Annotated in this window: 19 protein-coding genes, 1 tRNA gene and 3 pseudogenes; 20 read left to right on the top strand and 3 right to left on the bottom strand. The window is 62.7% G+C overall.

Features of this window, described 5'->3' with window-relative positions:
* Nucleotides 1-196: 196 nt before the first annotated feature.
* The 5 genes from Q7V03_RS18955 to Q7V03_RS18935 are packed head-to-tail and all read left to right on the top strand — an operon-like array spanning nucleotide 197 to nucleotide 3,238.
* Entirely contained in the window at nucleotides 197-781 is a 585-nt protein-coding gene (locus tag Q7V03_RS18955) for a hypothetical protein (protein ID WP_304927159.1), read from the top strand.
* Nucleotides 782-840: 59 nt separating this feature from the next.
* Nucleotides 841-1,221 carry a head decoration protein gene (locus Q7V03_RS18950; RefSeq protein WP_304927158.1) on the top strand — a complete coding sequence of 127 codons (381 nt, stop codon included), beginning with the start codon at nucleotides 841-843 and terminating at the stop codon, nucleotides 1,219-1,221.
* Nucleotides 1,222-1,251: 30 nt separating this feature from the next.
* Nucleotides 1,252-2,274, top strand: coding sequence for a major capsid protein (locus Q7V03_RS18945; protein WP_304927157.1), 1,023 nt, complete (start codon nucleotides 1,252-1,254; stop codon nucleotides 2,272-2,274).
* A 14-nt stretch (nucleotides 2,275-2,288) separates the two neighbouring features.
* Nucleotides 2,289-2,603: a hypothetical protein gene (locus tag Q7V03_RS18940; protein ID WP_304927156.1), complete on the top strand. Its 315-nt coding sequence runs from the start codon at nucleotides 2,289-2,291 to the stop codon at nucleotides 2,601-2,603.
* Nucleotides 2,600-3,238 (top strand): DUF6441 family protein, encoded by a 639-nt coding sequence (locus tag Q7V03_RS18935; RefSeq protein ID WP_304927155.1) that lies wholly within the window; start codon nucleotides 2,600-2,602, stop codon nucleotides 3,236-3,238. Before Q7V03_RS18940 ends, Q7V03_RS18935 begins: the two co-directional genes overlap by 4 nt.
* A gap of 80 nt (nucleotides 3,239-3,318) precedes the next feature.
* Here Q7V03_RS18935 and Q7V03_RS18930 read toward each other — a convergent pair whose 3' ends face one another.
* Entirely contained in the window at nucleotides 3,319-4,056 is a 738-nt protein-coding gene (locus tag Q7V03_RS18930; protein WP_304927154.1) for a competence protein CoiA, read from the bottom strand.
* Between the two features lie 200 nt (nucleotides 4,057-4,256).
* Between Q7V03_RS18930 and Q7V03_RS18925 the strand changes: the two genes are divergently transcribed.
* The 15 genes and pseudogenes from Q7V03_RS18925 to Q7V03_RS18855 all read left to right on the top strand — a co-directional run bounded on the left by Q7V03_RS18925 (nucleotide 4,257) and on the right by Q7V03_RS18855 (nucleotide 18,629).
* Nucleotides 4,257-4,679, top strand: coding sequence for an acyl-CoA transferase (locus Q7V03_RS18925; RefSeq protein ID WP_304927153.1), 423 nt, complete (start codon nucleotides 4,257-4,259; stop codon nucleotides 4,677-4,679).
* Between the two features lie 24 nt (nucleotides 4,680-4,703).
* Nucleotides 4,704-5,291 (top strand): annotated as a pseudogene (locus tag Q7V03_RS18920) (phage tail tube protein); the annotation flags it as partial.
* 36 nt (nucleotides 5,292-5,327) lie between these two features.
* A pseudogene (locus Q7V03_RS18915) lies at nucleotides 5,328-5,975 on the top strand (phage tail tube protein); the annotation flags it as partial.
* Nucleotides 5,972-6,409, top strand: coding sequence for a hypothetical protein (locus Q7V03_RS18910; RefSeq protein ID WP_304927152.1), 438 nt, complete (start codon nucleotides 5,972-5,974; stop codon nucleotides 6,407-6,409). The pseudogene Q7V03_RS18915 and the gene Q7V03_RS18910, both read left to right, overlap by 4 nt.
* A complete protein-coding gene (locus tag Q7V03_RS18905; protein ID WP_304927151.1) occupies nucleotides 6,406-6,636 on the top strand; it encodes a hypothetical protein in 231 nt (76 codons plus the stop codon). The genes Q7V03_RS18910 and Q7V03_RS18905 overlap by 4 nt, the downstream gene beginning before the upstream one ends.
* Nucleotides 6,629-9,064, top strand: a complete 2,436-nt coding sequence (locus tag Q7V03_RS18900) for a phage tail tape measure C-terminal domain-containing protein (protein WP_304927150.1) — start codon at nucleotides 6,629-6,631, stop codon at nucleotides 9,062-9,064. The genes Q7V03_RS18905 and Q7V03_RS18900 overlap by 8 nt, the downstream gene beginning before the upstream one ends.
* Nucleotides 9,064-9,576 (top strand): annotated as a pseudogene (locus tag Q7V03_RS18895) (TIGR02217 family protein); the annotation flags it as partial. The gene Q7V03_RS18900 and the pseudogene Q7V03_RS18895, both read left to right, overlap by 1 nt.
* 90 nt (nucleotides 9,577-9,666) lie before the next feature.
* Complete coding sequence (locus Q7V03_RS23955; RefSeq protein ID WP_370651172.1) at nucleotides 9,667-10,173, top strand: DUF2460 domain-containing protein; 507 nt, start codon at nucleotides 9,667-9,669, stop codon at nucleotides 10,171-10,173.
* A complete protein-coding gene (locus Q7V03_RS18885; protein ID WP_304927149.1) occupies nucleotides 10,170-11,054 on the top strand; it encodes a DUF2163 domain-containing protein in 885 nt (294 codons plus the stop codon). The genes Q7V03_RS23955 and Q7V03_RS18885 overlap by 4 nt, the downstream gene beginning before the upstream one ends.
* A complete protein-coding gene (locus Q7V03_RS18880) occupies nucleotides 11,054-11,485 on the top strand; it encodes an NlpC/P60 family protein (RefSeq protein WP_304927148.1) in 432 nt (143 codons plus the stop codon). The genes Q7V03_RS18885 and Q7V03_RS18880 overlap by 1 nt, the downstream gene beginning before the upstream one ends.
* 10 nt (nucleotides 11,486-11,495) lie before the next feature.
* Nucleotides 11,496-15,470: a glycoside hydrolase TIM-barrel-like domain-containing protein gene (locus Q7V03_RS18875; RefSeq protein WP_304927147.1), complete on the top strand. Its 3,975-nt coding sequence runs from the start codon at nucleotides 11,496-11,498 to the stop codon at nucleotides 15,468-15,470.
* Between the two features lie 12 nt (nucleotides 15,471-15,482).
* The gene (locus tag Q7V03_RS18870) at nucleotides 15,483-17,387 is read left to right on the top strand and encodes a DUF2793 domain-containing protein (RefSeq protein WP_304927146.1); all 1,905 of its coding nucleotides are present in this window, start codon (nucleotides 15,483-15,485) and stop codon (nucleotides 17,385-17,387) included.
* 10 nt (nucleotides 17,388-17,397) lie between these two features.
* Nucleotides 17,398-17,706 (top strand): hypothetical protein, encoded by a 309-nt coding sequence (locus tag Q7V03_RS18865; protein ID WP_304927145.1) that lies wholly within the window; start codon nucleotides 17,398-17,400, stop codon nucleotides 17,704-17,706.
* Nucleotides 17,707-17,794: 88 nt separating this feature from the next.
* The gene (locus Q7V03_RS18860; RefSeq protein ID WP_304927144.1) at nucleotides 17,795-18,448 is read left to right on the top strand and encodes a TIGR02594 family protein; all 654 of its coding nucleotides are present in this window, start codon (nucleotides 17,795-17,797) and stop codon (nucleotides 18,446-18,448) included.
* Nucleotides 18,449-18,461: 13 nt separating this feature from the next.
* A complete protein-coding gene (locus Q7V03_RS18855) occupies nucleotides 18,462-18,629 on the top strand; it encodes a hypothetical protein (RefSeq protein WP_304927143.1) in 168 nt (55 codons plus the stop codon).
* 111 nt (nucleotides 18,630-18,740) lie between these two features.
* Here Q7V03_RS18855 and Q7V03_RS18850 read toward each other — a convergent pair whose 3' ends face one another.
* Together Q7V03_RS18850 and Q7V03_RS18845 are read right to left on the bottom strand one after the other, a co-directional pair.
* On the bottom strand, nucleotides 18,741-20,846 hold the full coding sequence (locus Q7V03_RS18850) for a DUF262 domain-containing protein (RefSeq protein WP_304927142.1): 2,106 nt from the start codon (nucleotides 20,844-20,846) through the stop codon (nucleotides 18,741-18,743).
* Between the two features lie 230 nt (nucleotides 20,847-21,076).
* Nucleotides 21,077-21,153: transfer RNA gene (locus Q7V03_RS18845), tRNA-Met, on the bottom strand.
* Between the last annotated feature and the right edge of the window lie 29 nt (nucleotides 21,154-21,182).

The following is a 21,182-nucleotide window of genomic DNA, read 5'->3' as shown; positions in this document are numbered from 1 at the left end:
CAAGGCAAGCTCAGCCGCTGCAGCCCAAAAAAAGAAGGAGTGAAACTCGCCCTTGACCCAAGCATGACCCAAAATCCATAATCAAAGGTGGGTCAATTCTCGATGAAAAACCCGGGTCACTTCTCAGTGCAAATCAACACTCTTCGCCCAGACCGTCGCCGCCGGTCGGAGCCGTCGCCTGACGGCCGAGGCGGCAATGGCCACCGAAGCCGAATGCTATCGCGGCGCAGAGGCCGTGGCGGCCGGACTGGCCGATGAAGTGTCCGACCCGGCTTCAGCTTTTGCCGCCTTCGCTGATGTCGTGAACCGGCGCGGCCTTGCCCGCAGCGCTGGGCCTGGGCGCTCCCCACAATCCCAACTGTCCAAGGAGAAGATGATGAAACCCACTGCCACCACCACATCTGAGGCCCTCGATCCTGAAACCGGCGAGGATCCGGCGCCTGTCGCCGCTCCGGCACCCAACCCGCCAGCACCGCCCGCCCCGGCTCCAGTCAGCAACGGTGATGCCGCTGCATTTGCCACTTCCCTGGCCCGCGCCGAGGCAGCGGAACTGGCCACCATCGGCGCGCAGGCGGCCCGTTTGGGCGTGAGTATCGACGTGGCAGAGGCCGTGCAAAAGGGCATCAAGCCCGACGCACTGCGCGCTTCCGTCCTGAACCAGCTGGCCGCGCGCGGTGACGCTGCCGCCATCACCGTGGTGCCGCCGCCGAAATCTGCCGCCCCGGAAAGCCCGCTCCTGGCCGCCGTCAAACGTGCGGCCAGCGCAGCTAAACCCTCCTGAAACCTGACCGCCGCAATGCGCGCGGTGGCTTTTCCGTAAACCCGCAAAGGATGTGAACCATGCCCACGCTGACCCAAGCGCCCTCGCAGGGCGATGTCGTCAAGATCCAGTTCGACCCGAACTACACCAACGAGGCGATCACGCTTCTGCTCGGCACCAATTACAAAGCCGGGTCCGTGCTGGGCAAGATCACCGCCAGCGGCAAATACAAGTTGGCGACCGCTGCCGGGGCCGATGGCGCGCAGATCGCGGCGGCCGTTCTGTTGAACCCGGTCGATGCCACCTTCGCCGATGCCACCGGCATCATCCTGGCACGCGGCCCGGCTGTCGTGTCCAAGGCCGCGCTGCTCTTTGACGCGTCCGTCAACACCGCGCCTCTGACCGCCACCAAATGGGCTGAACTGACCACCGTTGGGATCGTGCCGCGCACCAGCGCCTGATCGCCACCCCCTGAAACCCCGGAGACAATCATGAACGCCATCATCCGCAACCCGTTCGACGCAGGCGGCTATTCGCTTGCCGAAATGACCCAAGCCATCAACATCCTGCCCAATCTCTACACCCGTTTGGGCGAAATCGGCCTCTTCAGCTTCGAAGGCATCACCCAGCGTTCCGTCATCATCGAGCAACTCGACGGTGCGCTGAACGTCCTGCCTTCGGTGCCCTTGGGCGCGCCGTCGACCATGGCCACCCGGCAAGGCCGCTCGATGCGCAGCTTTGGCCTGCCGTGGATCCCGCATGACGATGTGATCCTCGCCACCGACATTCAGGGCGTGCCTGCCTTTGGCGGCAGTGAGAATGAGCAGCTGGCCACGGTGATGATGCGCAAGCTGACTCTGATGCGCCGCAAACACGCCCAGACCCGTGAATACATGGAGATGAACGCGCTCCGCGGCATCGTGAAGGACGGCGCGGGGACCACCCTCTACAACTACTTCACCGAATTTGGCCTTGCGCAAATCTCGGTGGACTTCGTCTTGGGCACCGCCACCACCAACGTCCAGGGCAAGGTCCGCGACACGATCCGGGCCGTGGAGGACAACCTTCTCGGCGAATCCATGATCAGCGTCTACGCCCTCGTCAGCCCGGAGTTCTTCGACAAGCTGATCGGGCACGCCCTGACGCAGGATGCCTACAAGTTCTACTCGGCCACGGGTGCGCAGCCCTTGCGCCAGGACGTCCGCCGCGCTTTCCCATTCGCGGGCATCCTGTTCGAAGAATACCGGGGTGCCGTCACCCTCTCGACAGGCACGGCAGAACGGCTGATCCCGGCTGGCGAAGGCATCGCTTTCCCAATCGGCACCATCGACACCTTCACCACCTATGGCGGCCCGGCCAACCAGATCAGCCTCGCCAATACCATCGGCTTGCCGCTCTATGCCCGCCAGCTGATGGACGACAAGGACCGCTGGATCAACATCCTGACTGAAGCCTCGATCCTGCCGGTCAACAAACGGCCCCGCACCGCAATCCGCCTGTTCAGCTCCAACTGATCGGGGTGAACGCAATGAATGCCTTCGCCACCGCCATGAACCTCATCTTCGCCGATGCCAACATGGCGGTGGACGCCATCTGGTTTGCGGGCGCAACCGGCCCGGGCGTTGCCGTCCGGGTCATCCGCAAATCGCCCGACGAGGTCACCCCTTTTGGCGCTGGGCGCATCCTGTCGGAAACCACGCAACTCGATGCGCGCGTGGCGGATATACCCACGCTCGCACCGGGCGATCTGATCAGGATCGGGGCCGAGGACTTCCTGGTGCAGGGCGAACCCAAGGCCGACCGTGAGCGCCTGATCTGGACCCTGAACACGAGGACGCCATGAAACTCGACATCAGCTTCACCCCCGACCTCGTCGCCATGATGCGGGCCGAAGTGGCGGCGGGACAAAAGGCCGTCTCCGTCACCATGGCGCAGGCGGGTGCCGATCTGAAATCCGCCTGGCGGGGCCAGATCACCGGTGCGGGCTTGGGCCAGCGGCTCGCCAACACCATCCGGTCGCAGACCTATCCGAAGGGCCGCAACAGCCTCGACGCAGCTGCATTGGTCTGGTCCAACGCTCCGGTGATCGTCGGCGCTCATGACACCGGGCCGCTTATCCGCTCTGGCAGTGGCTTCTGGCTGGCCATTCCTTTGCCCGCCGCAGGCAAGGCACAGGGCGGCAGACGGATCACGCCGGGCATGTGGGAGCAAAAGACGGGCCTGCGCCTGCGCTTTGTCTATCGCAGCCGGGGTCCGAGCCTACTGGTCGCCGATGCCGTGCGCCTGAATACGCGCGGCCAAGCGGCGGTTTCCAAGTCGAAAACAGGGACGGGTCAGGTGACGGCACCAATCTTCCTGCTGGTACGGCAGGTCAAACTGCCCAAGCGGCTGGATCTGATGCGGGATGCCGAACGGGCGCAGGCCGCCATTCTGGGCAGCATCGTACGCAACTGGGTCGAAGGGCTGGTTGGCAAATGACCGCTATGCGGAAGTCAAAGATGTCCGCCGCGGTCGCAGTTTTGTGGTCTCAGCGCTCTGCAAAAAAGGGGCCCCAGAAATTACCTTCGGCCACTTCCGAAGCGCAGGTTTGCCACATTCTGCTTGATACTGTTTATCGAACTCGTATCGAGCTTCTCCGAGAGAATTGATCTTAGCAGGCCGTCGCGCGACATCGGTTCAAAAAGACGCCTGCTGTGAACAGGTCCCGGATAGAGCAAAAACAAGGGTAGTTGAGCGGCGGTCAAATCGGAGTTTGGGCCCGTGTAGTCGAAGCACACTGGGGCAGGACTTTCCAACCAATCTCTGGGAAAGAGTTCTTCCGCTTTCTCGGTGAGGTACAGATTTGTTCGGTGTTGCCCGTGAACAATGTGGGCCGAAGCGGCCTCCCATCCCCAAATCTTCTTTCTATTTCCATCAAGACGCGAACCATCGATGATCCAGAGCATGTTTTTGTAGAAGCCCTCTCTGGCTCGCCGCTCTACTGGTTCAAGGTGGGAATGCTGTACCTCCACCGTAAGCCCGGCAAGCGTAAGCACATCTGCGATGTGTTTTTCATTCGTTGTCTGATCTACCAGTATCCGCTCCTGCCATCGCAGCGGAAATTCGTTCTTCCAGTTGCGGTGCCAATCAGTTTCGGGTTCCCACCAAGGATCACAATCCGATTTGCTTTTGTGGGCCCAATGATGAACCCTTACCTCACCACAGCGAGCTATCATCTCTGATTGGCAGAACGGGCACCTACCAATCGCACCGGGTAGTGGCCTGCTTCGGCTGCCGTTGATATCTGCTGTAAGCATTAAGTGTCGGTCCGATTCAAATGAGGGTCGATGATGCCACATGTGTCTGTTTGACCCTGATGTTAGAGCGCGAAATAGGTCATGCCAACTTAGTAAATGAGCGGCGCAGTGAGCCGTAGGGCACAAATGGGCCGCGGTGCCGTGTGGTCCAAAACGGGTCCTTGCAGCCGATGGCTGCGCTGGCAAATAAAGTGAGACCAATGCCCAGTAAACGCGAAACGATCCTCGCCGCCCTTCTCGCGCGGCTGCAAACCCTTGCCGCCCCGGTGCTGCGCGGTGACGTGCTACCTGAACGGATCCCGTCGACTGGCCTGCTCATCCTGCGCGATGGCAAGCCGGGCGATCCAGAGGTGACGCTGTCACCGGTTACCTATTTCTATGAGCATCGGGCGGAATTGGAGGTGGTGATTCAGGCCGGGACAGGGCGAGATGCCCTGTTCGATGCTTTGATCGCCTCCATCGGCACGGCATTGGCACTTGATCGCACGCTGGGCGGGTTATGCGATTGGGTCGAGGCGGAAGCGCCGGAGCCGGTCGATTTGCCCATCGACGGGGCTGCAACCCTGAAGGCGGCGGTGATCACCGTCGTGCTGCACTACGCCACATCCGACCCACTGATCTGATTTCCCTCACAAAAGGACACTGACATGGCACGCGCGCAAGGAGCGCGGGCGCAGATGGCGCTTGCGTTCGAGACAGTCTACGGCACCCCACCCGGTGCCGGATTTACCCAGATGCCTTTCATCACCTCATCGCTGGCGGCCGAACAGCCACTGCTAGCCTCGGAACTTCTGGGCTATGGCCGCGATCCCCGCGCGCCCTTGCTGGATGCGATCACAACCGATGGCGATGTCGAGGTGCCGATCGATGCAATTGGGTTCGGCTTCTGGCTGAAGGCGGCCTTCGGGGCCCCGACCACCGCAGGCACAGTCGCGGCGACCGGGTCGATCACCTTTTCGGTGCAACCTGCCGTCAACGCGACGGTGACGATCAACGGCACAGCCTTCACCTTCGTGGCCTCTGGCGCGGTCGGCAACCAGGTGAATATTGGGGCAAACTTGGCGGCGACCTTGACCGCGCTTGCCGTGGTGCTGAATGCCAGCGTCGTCGCCGGTGTGGCACTTGCGACATACATCGGCACCGCGACTGCGCTGACCATGGTCTACGACGTCCTCGGCAGCACGGGAAACACCTTCACGCTGGCGGCGTCGATTGCCCCCGCCTCAAACGGCACGGTGTCGGCAACGACGCTGACCGGCGGTTTGAACGCCCACACCTTCCTGTCGGGCAGTTGGACCCTGCCCAGCATGTCCATCGAAGTCGGCATGCCGGAAGTGCCGCGCTTTGCGATGTATTCCGGCTGCGTGCTGGATTCCCTGTCGTGGCAAATGGAGCGGTCTGGCCTTCTCGGGGCAAAAGCCATGCTGGTCGCACAGGGCGAGACCATCGCTGCAGCCACCACCGCTGGAACACCCGCAGCCATCGCCCTGAAACGGTTCGGCCATTTCAACGGGGCGATCAAACGCGATGGGGTGGCGCTGGGCAATATCGTTTCGGCCGATCTCACCTATGCCAACAATCTGGATCGGATCGAGACCATCCGCTCCGATGCCAAGATCGATGGCGCCGACCCGACCATCGCGGCGCTGACCGGCAAGATCGACGTGCGCTTTGCCGACACGACGCTCCTGACCCAAGCCATCAACGGCACGGCTGCGGCACTGGAATTCAGCTACCTGCTTGGCAGCGGCGAAAGTCTGACCCTGACCGCACATGCGGTTTATCTGCCGCGCCCGCGCATCGAGATCAAAGGCCCGAAAGGCGTGCAAGCGTCCTTCGATTGGCAAGCCGCACTGGCCACCAGCCCTGCGCGGATGTGCACCGTGGTGCTGGTCAACACGTTGGCAGGTTACCCATGATCCGGATCAATCTTTCCCCCGAACCGCAATGGCTTGATCTTGGCCATGGCGTACGGCTGCAGCTCTTGCCGCTGACCACCGCGCTGATGGTGGCGACACGGTCCGACATCGCCGTGCAGGATCTGGCCGCCGATGCAAGCAACGACTCTCGTGCGGCGGTATTCGCTTCAGCCCTTGCCCGGCGTGGAGTGGTCGATTGGGACGGTGTCGGCGATGCCGATGGCGCTGTCATCGACGTGACTCCAGAGGGTATCGACGCGCTTCTGTCGCTCTGGCCGATCTTCGAGGCCTTCAACCTCCACTACGTCAGCCGCGGCATGCTGCTGGACGCGGAAAAAAACGGCTCTGCGCCCTCGCCGACTGGCACTTCAGTGGGGGCGACAGCTACTGCCAGGCCTGCGAAACGCAGTGCCAAGACTGCCCCGCGCGATTGAACCAACCGCTGAGCCTGGACGGCTGGCAGGTCTGGGATCTGGTTGGCCGTCTTGGCGGGCAAATGCGGGTGGCGGGAAAAGCCGTGCTGGGCTGGGACATGGGCGCTGCCTTCGGCCTGTCCCGTGCGCTGGGCCTGAATCCCATGGTGGTGGCGGAACTCCTTCCGGAGCTGGAGGCGGTCATGGTCCGCCGCATCAATGAGAAGATCGGAGAGACTGATGGCTGAAAAGCGCGTTTCCGTCCGCCTCGCGGCGGTCGGCGGCAAACAGGTGCGGGCGGAACTGGAAGGTGTCGGCGATGCCGGGGTGAAGGGCTTTGGCCGCATGTCCAAGGAAGCGGAGATCGCCAATGCCAGGCTGGCAGCATTTTCAACCCGGGTGAAGATCGCAGCTGCAGTAGCCGTCGCGGCCGCCGCAGCGGCTGGCATCGCAATGATCCGCTCGGGGCTGGAGACCATCGATGCGCAGGCCAATCTGGCACAATCGCTTGGCACCACCACCCGCAGCATCCAAGTGCTGACCTTTGCGGGTGATCTGGCCGGAGTCTCGATGGACGAGATCGCGGCCGCCACCAAGAAGCTGACGCTGAAACTGTCTGATGCGGCGGGCGGAACCGGCACGGCGGTCGATGCTTTGCAACGGCTGCATCTGACGGCCACGGATTTGCAGGCCCTGCCGCTGGATGAGCGCATCGTGGCCATTCAGGATGCGCTGGCGAAATTCGTCCCGCCTGCCGAGCGGGCGGCTGTGGCATCGGCGCTCTTTGGCGACAAGGCGGCCCTCGCTTTTAGCCGGATCGATTCTGCCACATTGCGCCAGGCATCGCAGGACATCACCGACTTCGGCGTGGCGGTGTCAGATCAGGATGCCGATCAGATCCGAACAGCCGGTGATGCCATCGACCGGCTCGGTCTGGTCTGGCTGGGGCTGACCAACCAGTTGACCGTCGCCGTCGCCCCTGCGCTGGAAACGGTGGCCAATGCGCTGGCCGACGCCACGCGGGTCGGTGGGGTATTCCAGACGAGCATCAGCTTTCTGGGCGACCATATTGGCGAGATTGCCAGCATCGCCGGGGCGTTCGCCACCTTCTTTGCCGGGCGCTTTATCATCGCGGTGGGTGCTGCAGCGCTGGGCGTCAGCGGGTTTTCATTGTCCCTGACGGTATTGAAAGGCGCCCTAATCCGCACCGGCATCGGCGCGTTGGTCGTCGGCGCTGGGGAATTGGCTTATCAATTCTCCAAACTGGTCGATGGCGCTGGCGGCTTTGGCGCGGCGCTGGGCCTTCTGTCCGATCTCGCCAGCGAGGTCTGGGACCGGATCGGACTGGGCGTCGATGCGGTGGTCGCCAGCTTGCAGGCCAGCTGGTCCGGGATCACCGCCACCGTCGCCGATGCGATGCAGGGCGCACTGGTGGCGGTCGTGGGCTTTGGCAATTCGTCGGCTGGGGTGTTCCAGGGAGCCTACGATGCCATGAAGGCAATCTGGGGAGCATTGCCTGCAGCCATCGGAGACTTCGCCTTCCAGGCCGCGAACGGGTTGATCAGCGGCGTCGAGGCGATGCTGAACGGCGTGGTCACCCGGATCAACACCTTCATCTCCGGCCTGAACGCGGCACTCGACATGCTGCCGGAGTGGGCCACCGGCGAGGGTGGAATCCAGATTGGCACCCTCGATCCGGTGACTTTGGGACGGGTTGGCAATCCATTTGAAGGGGCGGCAACTGCGGCCGGAGCCGCCGCAGCGGATGCGTTTCAGGCGGCGATGGGCCAGACCTACCTTCAAACGCCCGATTTTGGGCTGGGCACGATGGCCAGCGATGCTCGCGACGGCGCAGCGGCGTACAATGAAGCAGCAGGAATGCTGGCCGACGCCGCCACGAGGCCGTTATCCAGCTGGCAGGCGCTGCAGGATGCGATGACCAAGGCCGGGACGGACGGATCGTCTGCGCTCGATGCCGCGACGGTTGCGGCAGATGGCACCACCGACGCCCTCAACGGAGCGGGCACAGCGGCGGGCGGTGCCGGGGCGGCGGGCAAAGCGGCTGCAGAAACAGCGGCCACCGGCTGGGCTGCAGTGACGGCGGCTTTGTCAGACTATGCGGCCAAGGCCCGCGACATTGGTGCCGATGTCGGCCAGGCGCTTGTTGGGGCGTTTCAGAGCGCGGAAGACGCCGTGGGGAATTTCGTGAAGACCGGCAAGCTGAGTTTCGGCGATCTTGTGACCTCGATCCTGGCCGATCTGGCGAAACTGGCGGCGCGCAAGTTCATCCTCGGCCCGATTGCCTCGGCACTTGACGGTGTGCTGGGTTCGCTTGGAGGTGGCGGGTTGTTTGCGGGGATGACCGGGGCGGCGGTGCATCATGCCGGTGGTATGGTCGGCGGCACTGCACCGATGCGGGCGGTGCCGATTATGGCCTTCGCCGGGGCACCTCGCATGCATGCTGGTGGATTTGCCGGTCTTCGGCCAGATGAAGTGCCCGCCATCCTGCAGAAGGGCGAGCGCGTGCTCTCGCGCCGGGAAACGGCGGGATACGGCGCAGGCGGCAATGTCAGCATCACGATCCAAACCCGCGACGCCGAAAGCTTCCGCCAGTCGCGCACGCAGGTGGCATCGGACATTGCCCGCGCTGTGTCGCTGGGCCGGAGGGGTATGTAGTGGCGTTTCACGAGATCAGGTTTCCCGACAACATCAGCCGGGGTGCAAGGGGCGGGCCGGAACGGCGCACCCAGATCGTCGAGTTGGCAAGCGGCGATGAAGAACGCAATGCCAGCTGGGCCAATTCCCGACGGCGCTATGATGTGGCTTATGGTATCCGCCGCTCCGATGATCTGGCAGCGGTGGTGGCATTCTTTGAAGCCCGCAATGCCCGGCTCTACGGTTTTCGCTACAAGGACTGGGCCGACTATAAATCCTGTGTGCCGTCCGCAGCGCCCGGCTCTGCCGATCAGCTGGTTGGAAGCGGCAATGGCGTACAGACAGTTTTTCCCCTGGTGAAGCGCTACAGCTCCGGCGGCGTGGACTATGTCCGGGCCATCAAGAAACCCGTCGTCGCAACCGTCCTCATGGGCATCAACGTGCCAGAAGGCCCTCAGCTGCTGACCAGCTGGAACAATCTTCAGACGGGCTGGTCCAACACCGGCGCGACCGGGGTCAACAGCGCCGCAACCTTTGGATCCTTTGTCAACGCCTACGACCTTGGTGTATCCGGCGCGGGCCTGCGCCAACACACGACCGCCGCGACGGTCTTGTCGGGGTCGGTGTACCGCGTGCAGGCATGGATCAAAGCCGGAACCTCCGCGCAGGCTCGTCTTAACGTGCGCTGCCAACCGGGAAACCTAGATACCGACATCCGTGGTACTTATGCGGCCCCCGCAATTGTCGGGACGGCGGGTGGGACCATCGCAAATGTCTCGTCCACGGACCTTGGGGGAGGCTTCTGGCTCTGGAGCTTTGACATCACCGTCGGGCCAGGTTTCACCGGGGCGCTGATCGGCGTGGGCAACATCACTGCCGGAAACACAGTTACGATCCTTGGCACGTCGTTCCGCCAGCCGCCCTTCGCCGGACCCGCCTCGGGCTACACCATCGATCATGCGACTGGGCTGGTGACGTTCAGTGCGCCGCCTGTCTCCGGGACCACGATCAGCGCCGGGTTCGAGTTCGATGTGCCGGTGCGGTTTGATACCGACATGCTCGACGTCACCCTTGATGTCGAACGGCTGGGGTCGATCACATCCATCCCCTTGATTGAGGTCCGGTCATGAAGTCGCTGTCATCTGAATTGCAGGCCCACTTGGACGGTGGCACCACCACCCTGTCCTGGTGCTGGCGGATTTCCCGCGCGGATGGGGTGACGCTGGGTTTCACGGACCACGACCTGGTGCTGGCTTTTGACGGCACGGATTTCGAACCTGAGAGCGGATTTGCCGCCTCAGAAGTCAGGTCGGGTTCCGACCTCTCTGTCGATGCGCAGGATGCAGAGGGCGTGCTGACCTCGGATCGCATCACAGAAACCGACATCCTCGACGGGCGCTGGGACAACGCGGCGGTCGAGTTGTGGCGGGTGAACTGGGCAGACACCAGCCAGCGCGTCTTGCTGCGCCGGGGTGCGGTGGGTCAAATCCGTCGCGGTCGCATGGCTTTCGTGGCCGAAGTGCGCAGCCTCGCCCATGCGCTGGGCCAGACCGTGGGGCGGACGTTTCAGGCGAGTTGCGATGCGGCGCTGGGCGATACTCGCTGCGGCATTGATCTGGAAATCGCCGCTTACAAGGGCAGTGGCGTGGTGACCGACCTGCTGCGCGACCGGGCGTTCCTGGCATCGGGTCTGTCCGGGTTCGCGGCTGGGTGGTTCACTTCTGGCACGCTGACCTGGACCAGCGGTGCCAATGCCGGGCGGATCACCGAAGTGCTGGGCCACGGCCTAACCGATACCATCGCGTCCCTGACCCTGCTGGAGGCGCCGGTACGCGCCATCGCAGAAGGCGACGCCTTTGTTGCCCGCGCTGGCTGTGACAAGCGCATCGCGACCTGCGGGACAAAATTCGCCAACACCTTCAATTTCAGGGGCTTCCCCAACATTCCCGGTCAGGACGCCGTGCTGCGCTATGCCAGTCGGGACGGCAGCAATGACGGGACGGTGCTGTGATGACCCCCGATCGCGACCGCGTTGTCACCGTGGCCCGCTCTTGGCTTGGTACCCCCTACCATGATCAGGCAAGTCTGCGCGGGGTTGGCTGCGACTGTCTTGGGCTTGCGCGTGGAGTCTGGAGAGAGGTCGTCGGAGACGAACCCTTCCCAATCCCGCCCTATAGCCGGGATTGGGGCGAGACGGGGCCGCGTGAAGTGCTGGCGGACGGCGCGCGCTGCATGATGCCAGAGATTGCACTGGCGGACACCGGTCCTGGCGCACTGATCCTGTTTCGCATGACCCCGCACGCCATCGCCAAGCATGTCGGCATCCTGACTGGCCCAGACAGCTTCATCCACGCCTACGAACGCCTTGGCGTCGTCGAGGAAGTCCTGACCCCGATTTGGCGGCGGCGGATCGCCTTCGCCTTCCTGTTCCCCGAACGCTGAGGCACCCCACATGGCAACTCTTGTTCTCGGGGCCGTCGGCTCCGCGATTGGCGCTGGCTTTGGCGGCACCATCCTTGGCTTTTCGGGGGCGGCCATCGGCGGCTTCATCGGCTCGACCATCGGCTCGGCCGTCGACAGCTGGATTGTGTCTTCCCTGGCCCCGGCCCAGCGCATCGAGGGCGCGCGGCTCGACAGTCTGCGCATCACCTCGTCGACCGAAGGGGCGGTGATCCCGCGTCTTTATGGTCGGATGCGGCTGGGCGGCAACATCATCTGGGCCACCGATTTCCGCGAGGAAACCCGTACCACCAGTCAGGGCGGCGGCAAGGGTGGTGGTGGCCCGAAGGTCACGACCACCGAATACCTCTACTTCGCCTCCTTCGCGGTCGCCTTGTGCGAAGGGCCGATCACAGGGATTGGCCGGGTCTGGGCCGATGGCAAGGCTCTGGATATGACCAGCATCACATGGCGCTGGTATTCGGGCGATGAACTTCAGACCCCGGACCCGTTCATCTCCGCCAAGATGGGCGCGGCCAGCACGCCCGCCTATCGCGGCACTGCCTACGTGGTACTGGAGGAGTTGGACCTTACGCCCTTCGGTAACCGCTTGCCGCAGATCAGCTTCGAAGTGTTTCGCCCGCTCGCGGATCCCGACACTGCTGAGGGCTTGGTGCGCGCCGTCACGATGATCCCGGCCTCGGGCGAATTTGCCTATGCCACCGTCCCGGTCAAAAAATCCAGCGGTACCGGCAGTGCCACCGTGGCTGAAAACCTGAACGCCATTCCCGAGACGCCTGACATTGTCGTGGCGCTGGACTGGCTGCAATCCATGGCACCGGCGGTGGAGAGCGTGTCCCTGGTGGTCGCGTGGTTTGGCGATGACCTGCGGGCGGGCAGTTGCAAGGTCCGTCCAGGCGTCGAGGTGGCGGCCAAGACCACGACGCCCTCCGCATGGGTGGTGAATGGCGTTTCCCGCGCCAGCGCCGTTCTGGTCAGCCGAGATGCCGGGGACCGCCCGGTTTATGGCGGCACACCGGCGGATTTCGCGGTGGTGCAGGCCATTAAAGAGATTAAAGCACGCGGGTTGCGCGTCACCTTTTATCCATTCCTGCTGCTGGATGTGCCGCCCGGCAATACCAAGCCGAACCCCTATTCGGACAATGCCGCCACCGCTGGCCAACCGACTTTCCCCTGGCGGGGCCGGATCACCTGTTCTCCGGCAGCGGGCTATGTCGGAACGGTGGACAAGACCGGCACCGCCGCCACGCAGGTCGCAGCCCTGTTTGGCACCGCGATGCCCGGCAATTTCAGTGTTGCAGGCGAGGCCATCAGCTGGACCGGCCCGGTCGGGGAATGGGGTCTGCGCCGGATGATCCTGCATTATGCCCACCTCTGCGCAGCGGCCGGTGGCGTCGATGCTTTCCTCATCAGCTCGGAACTGCCCGGCCTGACCACGATACGAAGCGGGGCCGCGACCTATCCCACCGTGACCGCACTGAAATCCCTCGCGGCAGATGTGCGTGCCATCCTCGGCGCTGGGACCAAGATCGGCTATGCGGGCGATTGGTCGGAATATTTCGGTCACCACCCGAGCGATGGCAGCGGTGACGTCTATTTCCACCTCGATCCGCTCTGGTCGGACGCGAACATCGATTTCATCGGCATCGATAACTACATGCCGCTGTCGGATTGGCGCGACGGGTTCGACCATGCTGATGCAGCGCTGGCGCCGGCAATCTATGCCCGCGCCTACCTGCAATCCAACATCATCGGCGGCGAGGGTTTCGACTGGTTCTATGCCAGCCCATCGGATCGGACGACGCAGACCCGGACGGCGATCACGGATGGCGCTGCCGCCAAGCCGTGGGTCTTCCGCTTCAAGGATCTGCGTACCTGGTGGCAAAATCCGCATTTCAACCGGCCAGGTGGCATCGAAAGTGGAACGCCAACGGCATGGGTGCCGCAGTCCAAACCGATCTGGTTCACCGAACTGGGGTGCCCGGCCATTGATCGCGGCACCAACCAGCCGAACGTGTTCTTTGACCCGAAGTCGTCGGAAAGCTTCACGCCGTATTTCTCGCGCGGCTGGCGCGACGATGCGATCCAGCGCGCCTATCTGGAAGCGACCTGTCTGTTCTGGGGTGCATCGGCCAACAACCCGATCTCCACCATCTATTCCGCCCCAATGGTGCATGGCCCCGAATGCGCCGCGTGGACCTGGGATGCGCGGCCCTATCCGTTCTTTCCGGAACTGACCGCTGTCTGGACGGACGGGCCGAACTGGCGGCTGGGCCATTGGCTGACAGGGCGGCTCGGGGCGGTGTCCCTGGCGGCCCTCGTCCGCCACCTTTGCTTGCGTGCTGGCATGGCCGAAGCGCTGATCGACGTGTCGGGGCTGTGGGGAGCTGTCGAGGGCTATGTCATCTCGGCGCTGGAGGCCCCACGCGCCTCGATTTCCACGCTGGCCCGACATTTCGGCTTTGATGCGGTAGAAAGCGAGGGGCACATCCGGTTCCTGCTGCGCGGCCGCGTCGCCACAGCCACCATCACCCCAGATGGCATGGTCGCCGCCTCCTCGGCCAAGGGCGATGTGATGGAACTGACCCGGGCGCAGGAGTCCGAGTTGCCACAGGCGCTTAAATGGCAGGTGGCCCGCGCCGACGAGGATTATGACGCGGCGCAAGTCGAGGCGCGGCGCATCACCGTCGATACCAGCCGGATTGCTTCGGAGAGTTTCCCGATGGCGGTGCCGCCGGAGGAAGCCGAGCGCCGCTGCCGCCGCGCGCTGATGGAGGCTTGGGTCGGGCGCGAAAGTGCGGTCTTCAAACTGCCGCCCTCGCGGCTGGCGCTGGATCCTTGTGATGTTGTGGTGCTCGATCATGATGGCCGTCTGACGGAGTTGCGGCTGGTGACGATTGCGGACTCGGATGTGCGCGGCATCGAGGCCGTGCGCCAGGACCGCGCAGTCTATGATCTGCCGCCCGGCGATGCCCGCCCGGCCTCGCTCTCCTCGCCCGTGGTGTTTGGCGCACCTGATGTGCTGTTCCTCGATCTGCCCCAACTGTCCGAGGATCAGCCTGCGCATCGCCCCTTTGTGGCCGCTCATGCCGCACCATGGCCCGGCGTCATGGCCGTGTTCCGCAGCGCCGCCACCGATGGTTTTGCCCTGCTGACCACCTTCGGCACTCGCGCCCGCATGGGTGTGCTGGCAGCGGACTTCCATGCCGGGCCGGTGTCGCGCTTCGATCTGGGCAATGCGCTAGTCATCGATCTGTTCTCTGGAACGCTGGAGAGTGTGACCGACATCACTTTGCTGGGCGGGGCCAATGCGCTGGCGATAGAAAACAGCCCCGGCCAATGGGAAATCCTTCAGGCAGGATCGGCCGAGTTGATTGCGCCCGGGCGATATCGACTGACCCGCCTGCTGCGTGGCCAGCGCGGCACGGAAAACGCGGTCGCCAACATGGTGGCCATCGGCGCACGCATCATGGTTCTGGACAGCGCCGTCACCCCCTTGCCGATCAGCGAGGCCGATCTTGGTCTGCCATGGAACTGGCGTGTGGGCCCGGCCTCGCGCTCCGTCAGCGACGACACCTATGTTGCGGCAAGTTTTACCCCCGAAGGCGCTGGGCTGCGGCCCTTTTCGGTGGCCCATGTCGAACAGCCTTGGCGCACGGCGCGCAGCCCCGGCGACCTGACCATCCGTTGGACGCGCCGGTCGCGGTCGCTCGCTTCCGACACTTGGGGCACGGGCGATGTGCCCTTGGCGGAAGATACCGAAGCCTATGAGGTGGAAATCCGCGACGGCGCGGCGATCAAACGGACCCTGACGACCGCGTCGACTAGCTCCCTTTACACTTCCGCCCAGCAGATCGCCGACTGGGGTGCGCCTCTCGGCCCCGGCAACAGCCTCGACCTTCGCATCTATCAGCTCTCCGCTCTGATCGGCCGGGGTGCCGCGCGATCCGTCACTCTCTCCTTCTGAAAGCAGCCCTTCATGTCCGACATCACCACCCACCTGCTGCTGCCCTACATCCTTGCGGCGCAGGCCCAAAAGCACATCACCCACAATGAGGCCCTGCGGCTTCTGGACGCGATGGTCCAGCTTTCGGTGCTGGACCGCAGCCTCACCACGCCGCCTGCCAGCCCGGTCGATGGCGACCGACACCTTGTGGCTTCAGGGTCCACCGGCCTTTGGGCGGGCTGGGATCTGAACGTCGCCTTCTGGATCGATGGCGTCTGGATGCGCCTTGTGCCGCGCCCGGGCTGGCTGGCCTGGATCGCCGATGAGGCCGTCTTTGCGGTCTGGAATGGCACCTCCTGGGATCCGGTCGGTGAACCGGTGGATGTGTCGGATGCGGTGTTCAGCCTGGTGAATGACGCCGATCCGACCAAGAAGGCGCTGTTCTCGCTGTCGGGGATCACCACCGGCACAACTCGGACCTTCTCGCTGCCGAACAGTTCGTCGGAACTGGCGATCCTTGCAGGCACCCAGACCTTCACCGGCAACAAGACCTTCTCGGGCACAGTCGTGGTTTCGGCGGCAGCGGCGTCGTTTGGAACGGCCACCACGACTGCGACTTATGGGTTCGGCACCGGGGCGACCACCACTGGCGTGACCAAAACACTGAACATCGGCATCGGCGGCGCATCTGGATCCACCACGGTCGTGAACATTGGCTCCGCCACCGCTGGAGCGGGCGGGTCCATGGTGGTAAACACGCCAACGGTCACTTTCGCCAATGCCGTGACACAGGTCGGCATGCCGCAGGCAAACCTGACGGCACAATTGCTGGGCCTCGGCGGGGCCACGGCCGACAGCTTCAACCGCCTGTCGATGAACACGCCAGCCGTGCTTTTGAACAACGCAGGCGCGGGGATTGAAGCGACGGTGAACAAGGCAGCTGCAGGGAATGACGCAGCTTTCGCCTTCAAGACCGGGTTCTCGGTTCGGGCGCTGATTGGCCTCTTGGGCGACGATGACTTCAGCTTCAAGGTCAGCCCGAACGGCTCCACCTTCTATGATGCCATCCTCGTGGATCGCACCAACGGCCAGGTGGAACTGCCGCAGCCAACCATTCTGCCGGGGCTTAGTGCCGCGCCGACGCCGCCGCCCGTTGGAAAGGCCTCGGTTTATGCCCGCAACCGGGCAGGCGCGCCGTGGATCGACGTCATGCGCCCCTCCGGCCGGGATTTCCCGCTGCAGCCGCATTTCGGGGTGAACCGCATTGCCAACTGGTCGCCTTCGGTCAGCACCACCATCACCACCGAAGGCTTGCCGATCACCTCGGTTGGCACCGTGTCCACGCCGACACTGGCCGCGACAAACCTCGCGGCCAGCATGCGGCGCTGGCGTCTGACCTCGGCGGCAGTGGTGGATTCAGTTGCCGAACAACGCTCTGCTGGTTGGGCCTGCTGGCGCGGCAACGCGGCTGGGCTTGGCGGCTGGACCTACGTGACACGGCTATCACTCGCCACATTGCAAGCGACTGGCATGGGGTTCTTCGGCCTTTATGGTTCGACCGCCGCGCTGGCCACAACATTGACATTGGCGACGGTTTTGAACTGCATCGGTATCGGCTTCCAGCGCGGCACCCATGCCAACTGGCAGTTGGTGGCCAACGACGCCACAGGCGCGCCGACGCTGACCGACATGGGCGCACCCTTCGCCATCGCCGTCGGCGGCGTGCTGACCCTGTTCATCGCCGCCCCGCCCAACGGTAGTTCCATTTGGGTCCGGGCGGTGAATGAAGTGACCGGCGCGACGTTTGAGCAGGAGATCACCGCGGATCTGCCCGCCACCACGCAGTTCCTCTCACCCCGCCTCTATCTGAACACCGGCGTCACTGCGGCGGCTGTCGCCTACGACTGCGCAGGCATCTACCTCGAAACCGATTATTGAAGGACACCCCATGACCGACGAACCCACCCTTCTCGACAGCGCCGCGCAGGCGTTTCGCGACCAAGGGCTGACCGCCGCCATCACCGCGCTGATCGGCGGCAGCTTGGCCATCGCGGCATCGGTGACCCGCAAGGCCTTCACCAACGAAGCCATGCTGGAACGCCTCGACCGCGAATTGCACCTCGAGCGCGAGCGGATTGATCGGATGCGTGCCGACGACCGAAAAGCCGACGCTGCCAGGCTGGAGCGGATCGAAACCGATATCCGCGCCATGCGGGACGTGATGTTCGAAGCCTTCCAGCACGGCCGCACCGACTGACGATCAGCACACCACCACATCGACCCACCCCACCCGCCACTGAGGCGGGTTTTTTTGTTGCCCGACGCCGGGCAAAAGGAGCATTTCCGTGTCCACCAACCTGACCGACGCCATCCGCTTGATCCAGAGCGGCTTGGACAAACTTGGCCATAGCCCAGGTGCCATTGACGGCCAATGGGGTGTCCGCACAGCACGGGCGCTGAAGCAATTGCTGTCCGCGAATGGCCGCCCCGCGTCACTGGCGCCGCCCGGCCCCTTGCCGTGGATCACCGAGGCGAAAACCGCGCTGGGCCGCAATGAAGCGCGCGACCGGTCCTGGCTTATGGATTGGCTGAAGCGTGATGGTCGCAGTTTGGGCGATCCGTCCAAGAACCCCTGGTGTGGCGATTTCGTGGAAACCTGCATCCGCATGGGCTTGCCCGATGAACCGCTGCTCGGCGCGCTGGGAGCCAATCCCTACTGGGCACGGAACTGGCTGCTGTTCGGCCAAGCGGTGCCGCCGGTCCCTGGAGCCGTCCTGATCTTCGAACGCGGATCAGGTGGCCATGTCGGCTTCGCCGTCGGTCAGGACAACACGAATTTCTACGTCCTAGGCGGGAACCAGTCCGACGCCGTCACCATCGCCCGGATCGCCAAGTCGCGCCTCCTCGGCGCGCGCTGGCCCGCCACTTACCCGCCCCGCCTCCAACGCCTGCCGACCATGAAACCGGGCGAATTCTTGACCACCACCAATGAAATCTGAACTGGAGAAAACCATGCTGAAACCTGCAATCCTCGCCCTCATCCGCCAAATCCTGACCGTCGCGGGCACCGCGCTTGTTGCCAAAGGTCTTGTTCAAGCCACAGATATCGAACCCGTGATCGGTGCGCTGCTGACTATCGGGTCGGTCGTTTGGTCCGTGGCAGACAAAAGGGGGCGGTAACAACTGAACGCGGCCGCAGCCCATCCGTAAAGATTTCGCCAAGATGGGCGGCGGCCGACGCTTAATCTGTACATCTGGGCGGGATCAGTGAAGCTCAACCCACTGTGGCGCTCACAAAGGACTTTCAGTTTCGGCCATTTGCTTTTCGAATGCCTGACGAACCAAGCCCATGATGTATGGTAGCTCCTCGATAGAACTGACCGCAATTTCCACGTCACCGTTGCCATAGTGGCCGATGTTCGTCATGTCGCGAGCCATCCCTTTCTCATCATGCAATTCATGAAATTTCATGTTGAAAGAGAGCCTTAGGCGTTTTGCCTGCGCCACGACGTCGAGGAAGTTTGTTTCGGCCTTGAACGCGATGTAGGACTTGACGATCTCCTCGGTTACGCATGGATCAAGAGCCAGGACCTCCTTACGCAGTGCTTCAAAAAGGGGACGCATCGATCCACCCACGGCCACGGAAGGATGATCCGCGAGCGTGAATTCTTGGGCTTTCACGGCTTTTGGCTTCAGTTCCGCAACAATGGCGGGGGACAGTTTAGGACCGGACCAGACCTGTGCTGCCCGAATTGCCAACCGGTCCGCCCGATCCCGAATTGCGGCTTCATTCCATGCATCGACCGCGGCCAGCCCCTCATTCAATCGCAACGGGCTTTCCTTAAAGCCGCCAATCATGTCGCGCTTTTCAAGAAATGGGCGGTCGCTGTATTCGGCATTATAACCAGTCAGGGTGAGGTTCCCCAGCGTGTGCAGCCAGGTCTCCTGAACCGTCTGCCAATCTTCGCCCAATGCGGATCGCCACTCAACTGACAGGTTTTCATTTTGCGGCAAAATATGCTCGATGGTGTATTCATCGACCGGAACCCGCTCCTTCCGTCCGTCGTTCTCAAGGCGGCGCAGCCAGTAGGACCGGCTTCTGAAGTTGTAAAGATCGCGCCGTGACATCTCCAGCCGGAACTCATCGTCATTCGGGAAGCGCCTGTAGGAAGGCAGCGTCATCAGATGCGCTTCGATGCTTTCAAGATAGCGGTCCTTCCGCAACTCGCGCGCGAATGTCGCGAATGTCTTGTTGAGAGAATTCGGCGGAATTGCGCAGATCGCACGACGGAAGACGTAGGCTTCAACCAATCTGACAGCCCGGACAAAGTCCGTCTTGGCCAGAACGCCCTTGACGTAGTCTGCATAAAGCTCAAGCAGGAAGGGATAGGCTACATCAACCTTCAGATCGCGGAGGTCCTGAAATGCCAGCGCAAGATCGCGGTCTTGTTCTTTCCCGAAGGCCATCTTGCCGTAGTGGTCTGCAAAAATGTGAATGTCCGCAACGAGGTCATCGACACCTTGCGCAGCCCCACTCTTTTCCCGAGCGTAGGCTTTAAAGGCAGCGTAGACGTCACGGACGTTGGGTATCTCCCCTGTCTTAACGGTCAGATAATGCCGCATGAAACCGTCAAAATGTGATCCGTATGCCTCTTGCGGGAAGGCCACCTCCATTGGGTGCCAGTTATCTTCGTAGATCCGGGTTTGGTGAACAGGCTCGAGTCCCATCAACACGTAGTTACGGATCAGGTCGGCTTGGCTAAGTTCTCGGCCAGTCGAGTTCATGCTTTCGAATATGAGCTGCGGGTTGTCTTGATCGCGATTCAGCGCAATATCCACAATGACCAGTTTGGCGAGGCCATTGCACAGGCTTACCAAGTCCCCACCGAGTGCCTTCACCCGATCTTCAAAGAAGGTGTAGTTTTCTGCAATCCTCTGCGACTTCGGTGTGGGGAGCGGCTTTTGCTGCATCAGCGCCAACAGACTGGCTTTGTCAGTTTGGGTCAGGAGCAGTTTGAAGGCGCGCTCGCCTTCTTCAAGTGGATTGAGGAGATAATAGCTACGCAACTTCCTTGCGGAGAATCCATCGACCGGTTCCGTTTCGCCAAGATGGCGTGCCAAGGCTTCCAAGATCAACATGACCGATGTCAGGCGCTGCTGCCCGTCTATGACGAGCAGCGGCGGTTGGGCCATAACCTGGTACAGACCCTTTTCGATGTAGACGATTGAGCCCACAAAGTGCGCGGAGACTGAATTGTTCGCCCCCGTCCGCAGGATGTCTTCCCAAAGCTGGCGACATTCCTGCTCGGTCCAGCTGTAGGTGCGCTGGTAGATAGGGATGACGAACTGGGGTGATTTTTTGAGGAAATCCAGCAGCTTCGCTTCTGTTGCCTTCATCGTGGAATCCTGACGTTTATCTTTCCACGACAGGATAGTGATCGAGGACCCCGATGGATAGGCCGCACAATGGCAACATGTGCAGAATCACAGATTTTGGTATGCGATTGATTTCGCGCCACTTTTGTTGCGCGACTCTGCAAACGTTGATGTGGCGTTGATGTGTTTTGGACAAGCAGAAACCCGACTGTTTAGGTCGGGTTCTATCTATTTGATATCATGTATATTTTTGGTTGCGGGGACAGGATTTGAACCTGTGACCTTCAGGTTATGAGCCTGACGAGCTACCGGGCTGCTCCACCCCGCGACGGTTGTTCCCGTTATCTGTGTGGGAAC

This window comes from Cypionkella sp. (genome assembly GCF_030652235.1).
Taxonomy (GTDB): domain Bacteria; phylum Pseudomonadota; class Alphaproteobacteria; order Rhodobacterales; family Rhodobacteraceae; genus Cypionkella.
The sequence above is the reverse complement of the archived record's forward strand: the minus strand, read 5'-3'. Positions and strand labels throughout refer to the sequence as shown.

Bases quoted from the DNA above. Each gene is read 5' to 3' on its own strand.
- Q7V03_RS18955 (WP_304927159.1), top strand. From the start codon at position 197: ATGGCCACCGAAGCCGAATGCTATCGCGGCGCAGAGGCCGTGGCGGCC.
- Q7V03_RS18950 (WP_304927158.1), top strand. From the start codon at position 841: ATGCCCACGCTGACCCAAGCGCCCTCGCAGGGCGATGTCGTCAAGATC.
- Q7V03_RS18945 (WP_304927157.1), top strand. From the start codon at position 1,252: ATGAACGCCATCATCCGCAACCCGTTCGACGCAGGCGGCTATTCGCTT.
- Q7V03_RS18940 (WP_304927156.1), top strand. From the start codon at position 2,289: ATGAATGCCTTCGCCACCGCCATGAACCTCATCTTCGCCGATGCCAAC.
- Q7V03_RS18935 (WP_304927155.1), top strand. From the start codon at position 2,600: ATGAAACTCGACATCAGCTTCACCCCCGACCTCGTCGCCATGATGCGG.
- Q7V03_RS18930 (WP_304927154.1), bottom strand. From the start codon at position 4,056: ATGCTTACAGCAGATATCAACGGCAGCCGAAGCAGGCCACTACCCGGT.
- Q7V03_RS18925 (WP_304927153.1), top strand. From the start codon at position 4,257: ATGCCCAGTAAACGCGAAACGATCCTCGCCGCCCTTCTCGCGCGGCTG.
- Q7V03_RS18910 (WP_304927152.1), top strand. From the start codon at position 5,972: ATGATCCGGATCAATCTTTCCCCCGAACCGCAATGGCTTGATCTTGGC.
- Q7V03_RS18900 (WP_304927150.1), top strand. From the start codon at position 6,629: ATGGCTGAAAAGCGCGTTTCCGTCCGCCTCGCGGCGGTCGGCGGCAAA.
- Q7V03_RS18885 (WP_304927149.1), top strand. From the start codon at position 10,170: ATGAAGTCGCTGTCATCTGAATTGCAGGCCCACTTGGACGGTGGCACC.
- Q7V03_RS18880 (WP_304927148.1), top strand. From the start codon at position 11,054: ATGACCCCCGATCGCGACCGCGTTGTCACCGTGGCCCGCTCTTGGCTT.
- Q7V03_RS18875 (WP_304927147.1), top strand. From the start codon at position 11,496: ATGGCAACTCTTGTTCTCGGGGCCGTCGGCTCCGCGATTGGCGCTGGC.
- Q7V03_RS18870 (WP_304927146.1), top strand. From the start codon at position 15,483: ATGTCCGACATCACCACCCACCTGCTGCTGCCCTACATCCTTGCGGCG.
- Q7V03_RS18865 (WP_304927145.1), top strand. From the start codon at position 17,398: ATGACCGACGAACCCACCCTTCTCGACAGCGCCGCGCAGGCGTTTCGC.
- Q7V03_RS18855 (WP_304927143.1), top strand. From the start codon at position 18,462: ATGCTGAAACCTGCAATCCTCGCCCTCATCCGCCAAATCCTGACCGTC.
- Q7V03_RS18850 (WP_304927142.1), bottom strand. From the start codon at position 20,846: ATGAAGGCAACAGAAGCGAAGCTGCTGGATTTCCTCAAAAAATCACCC.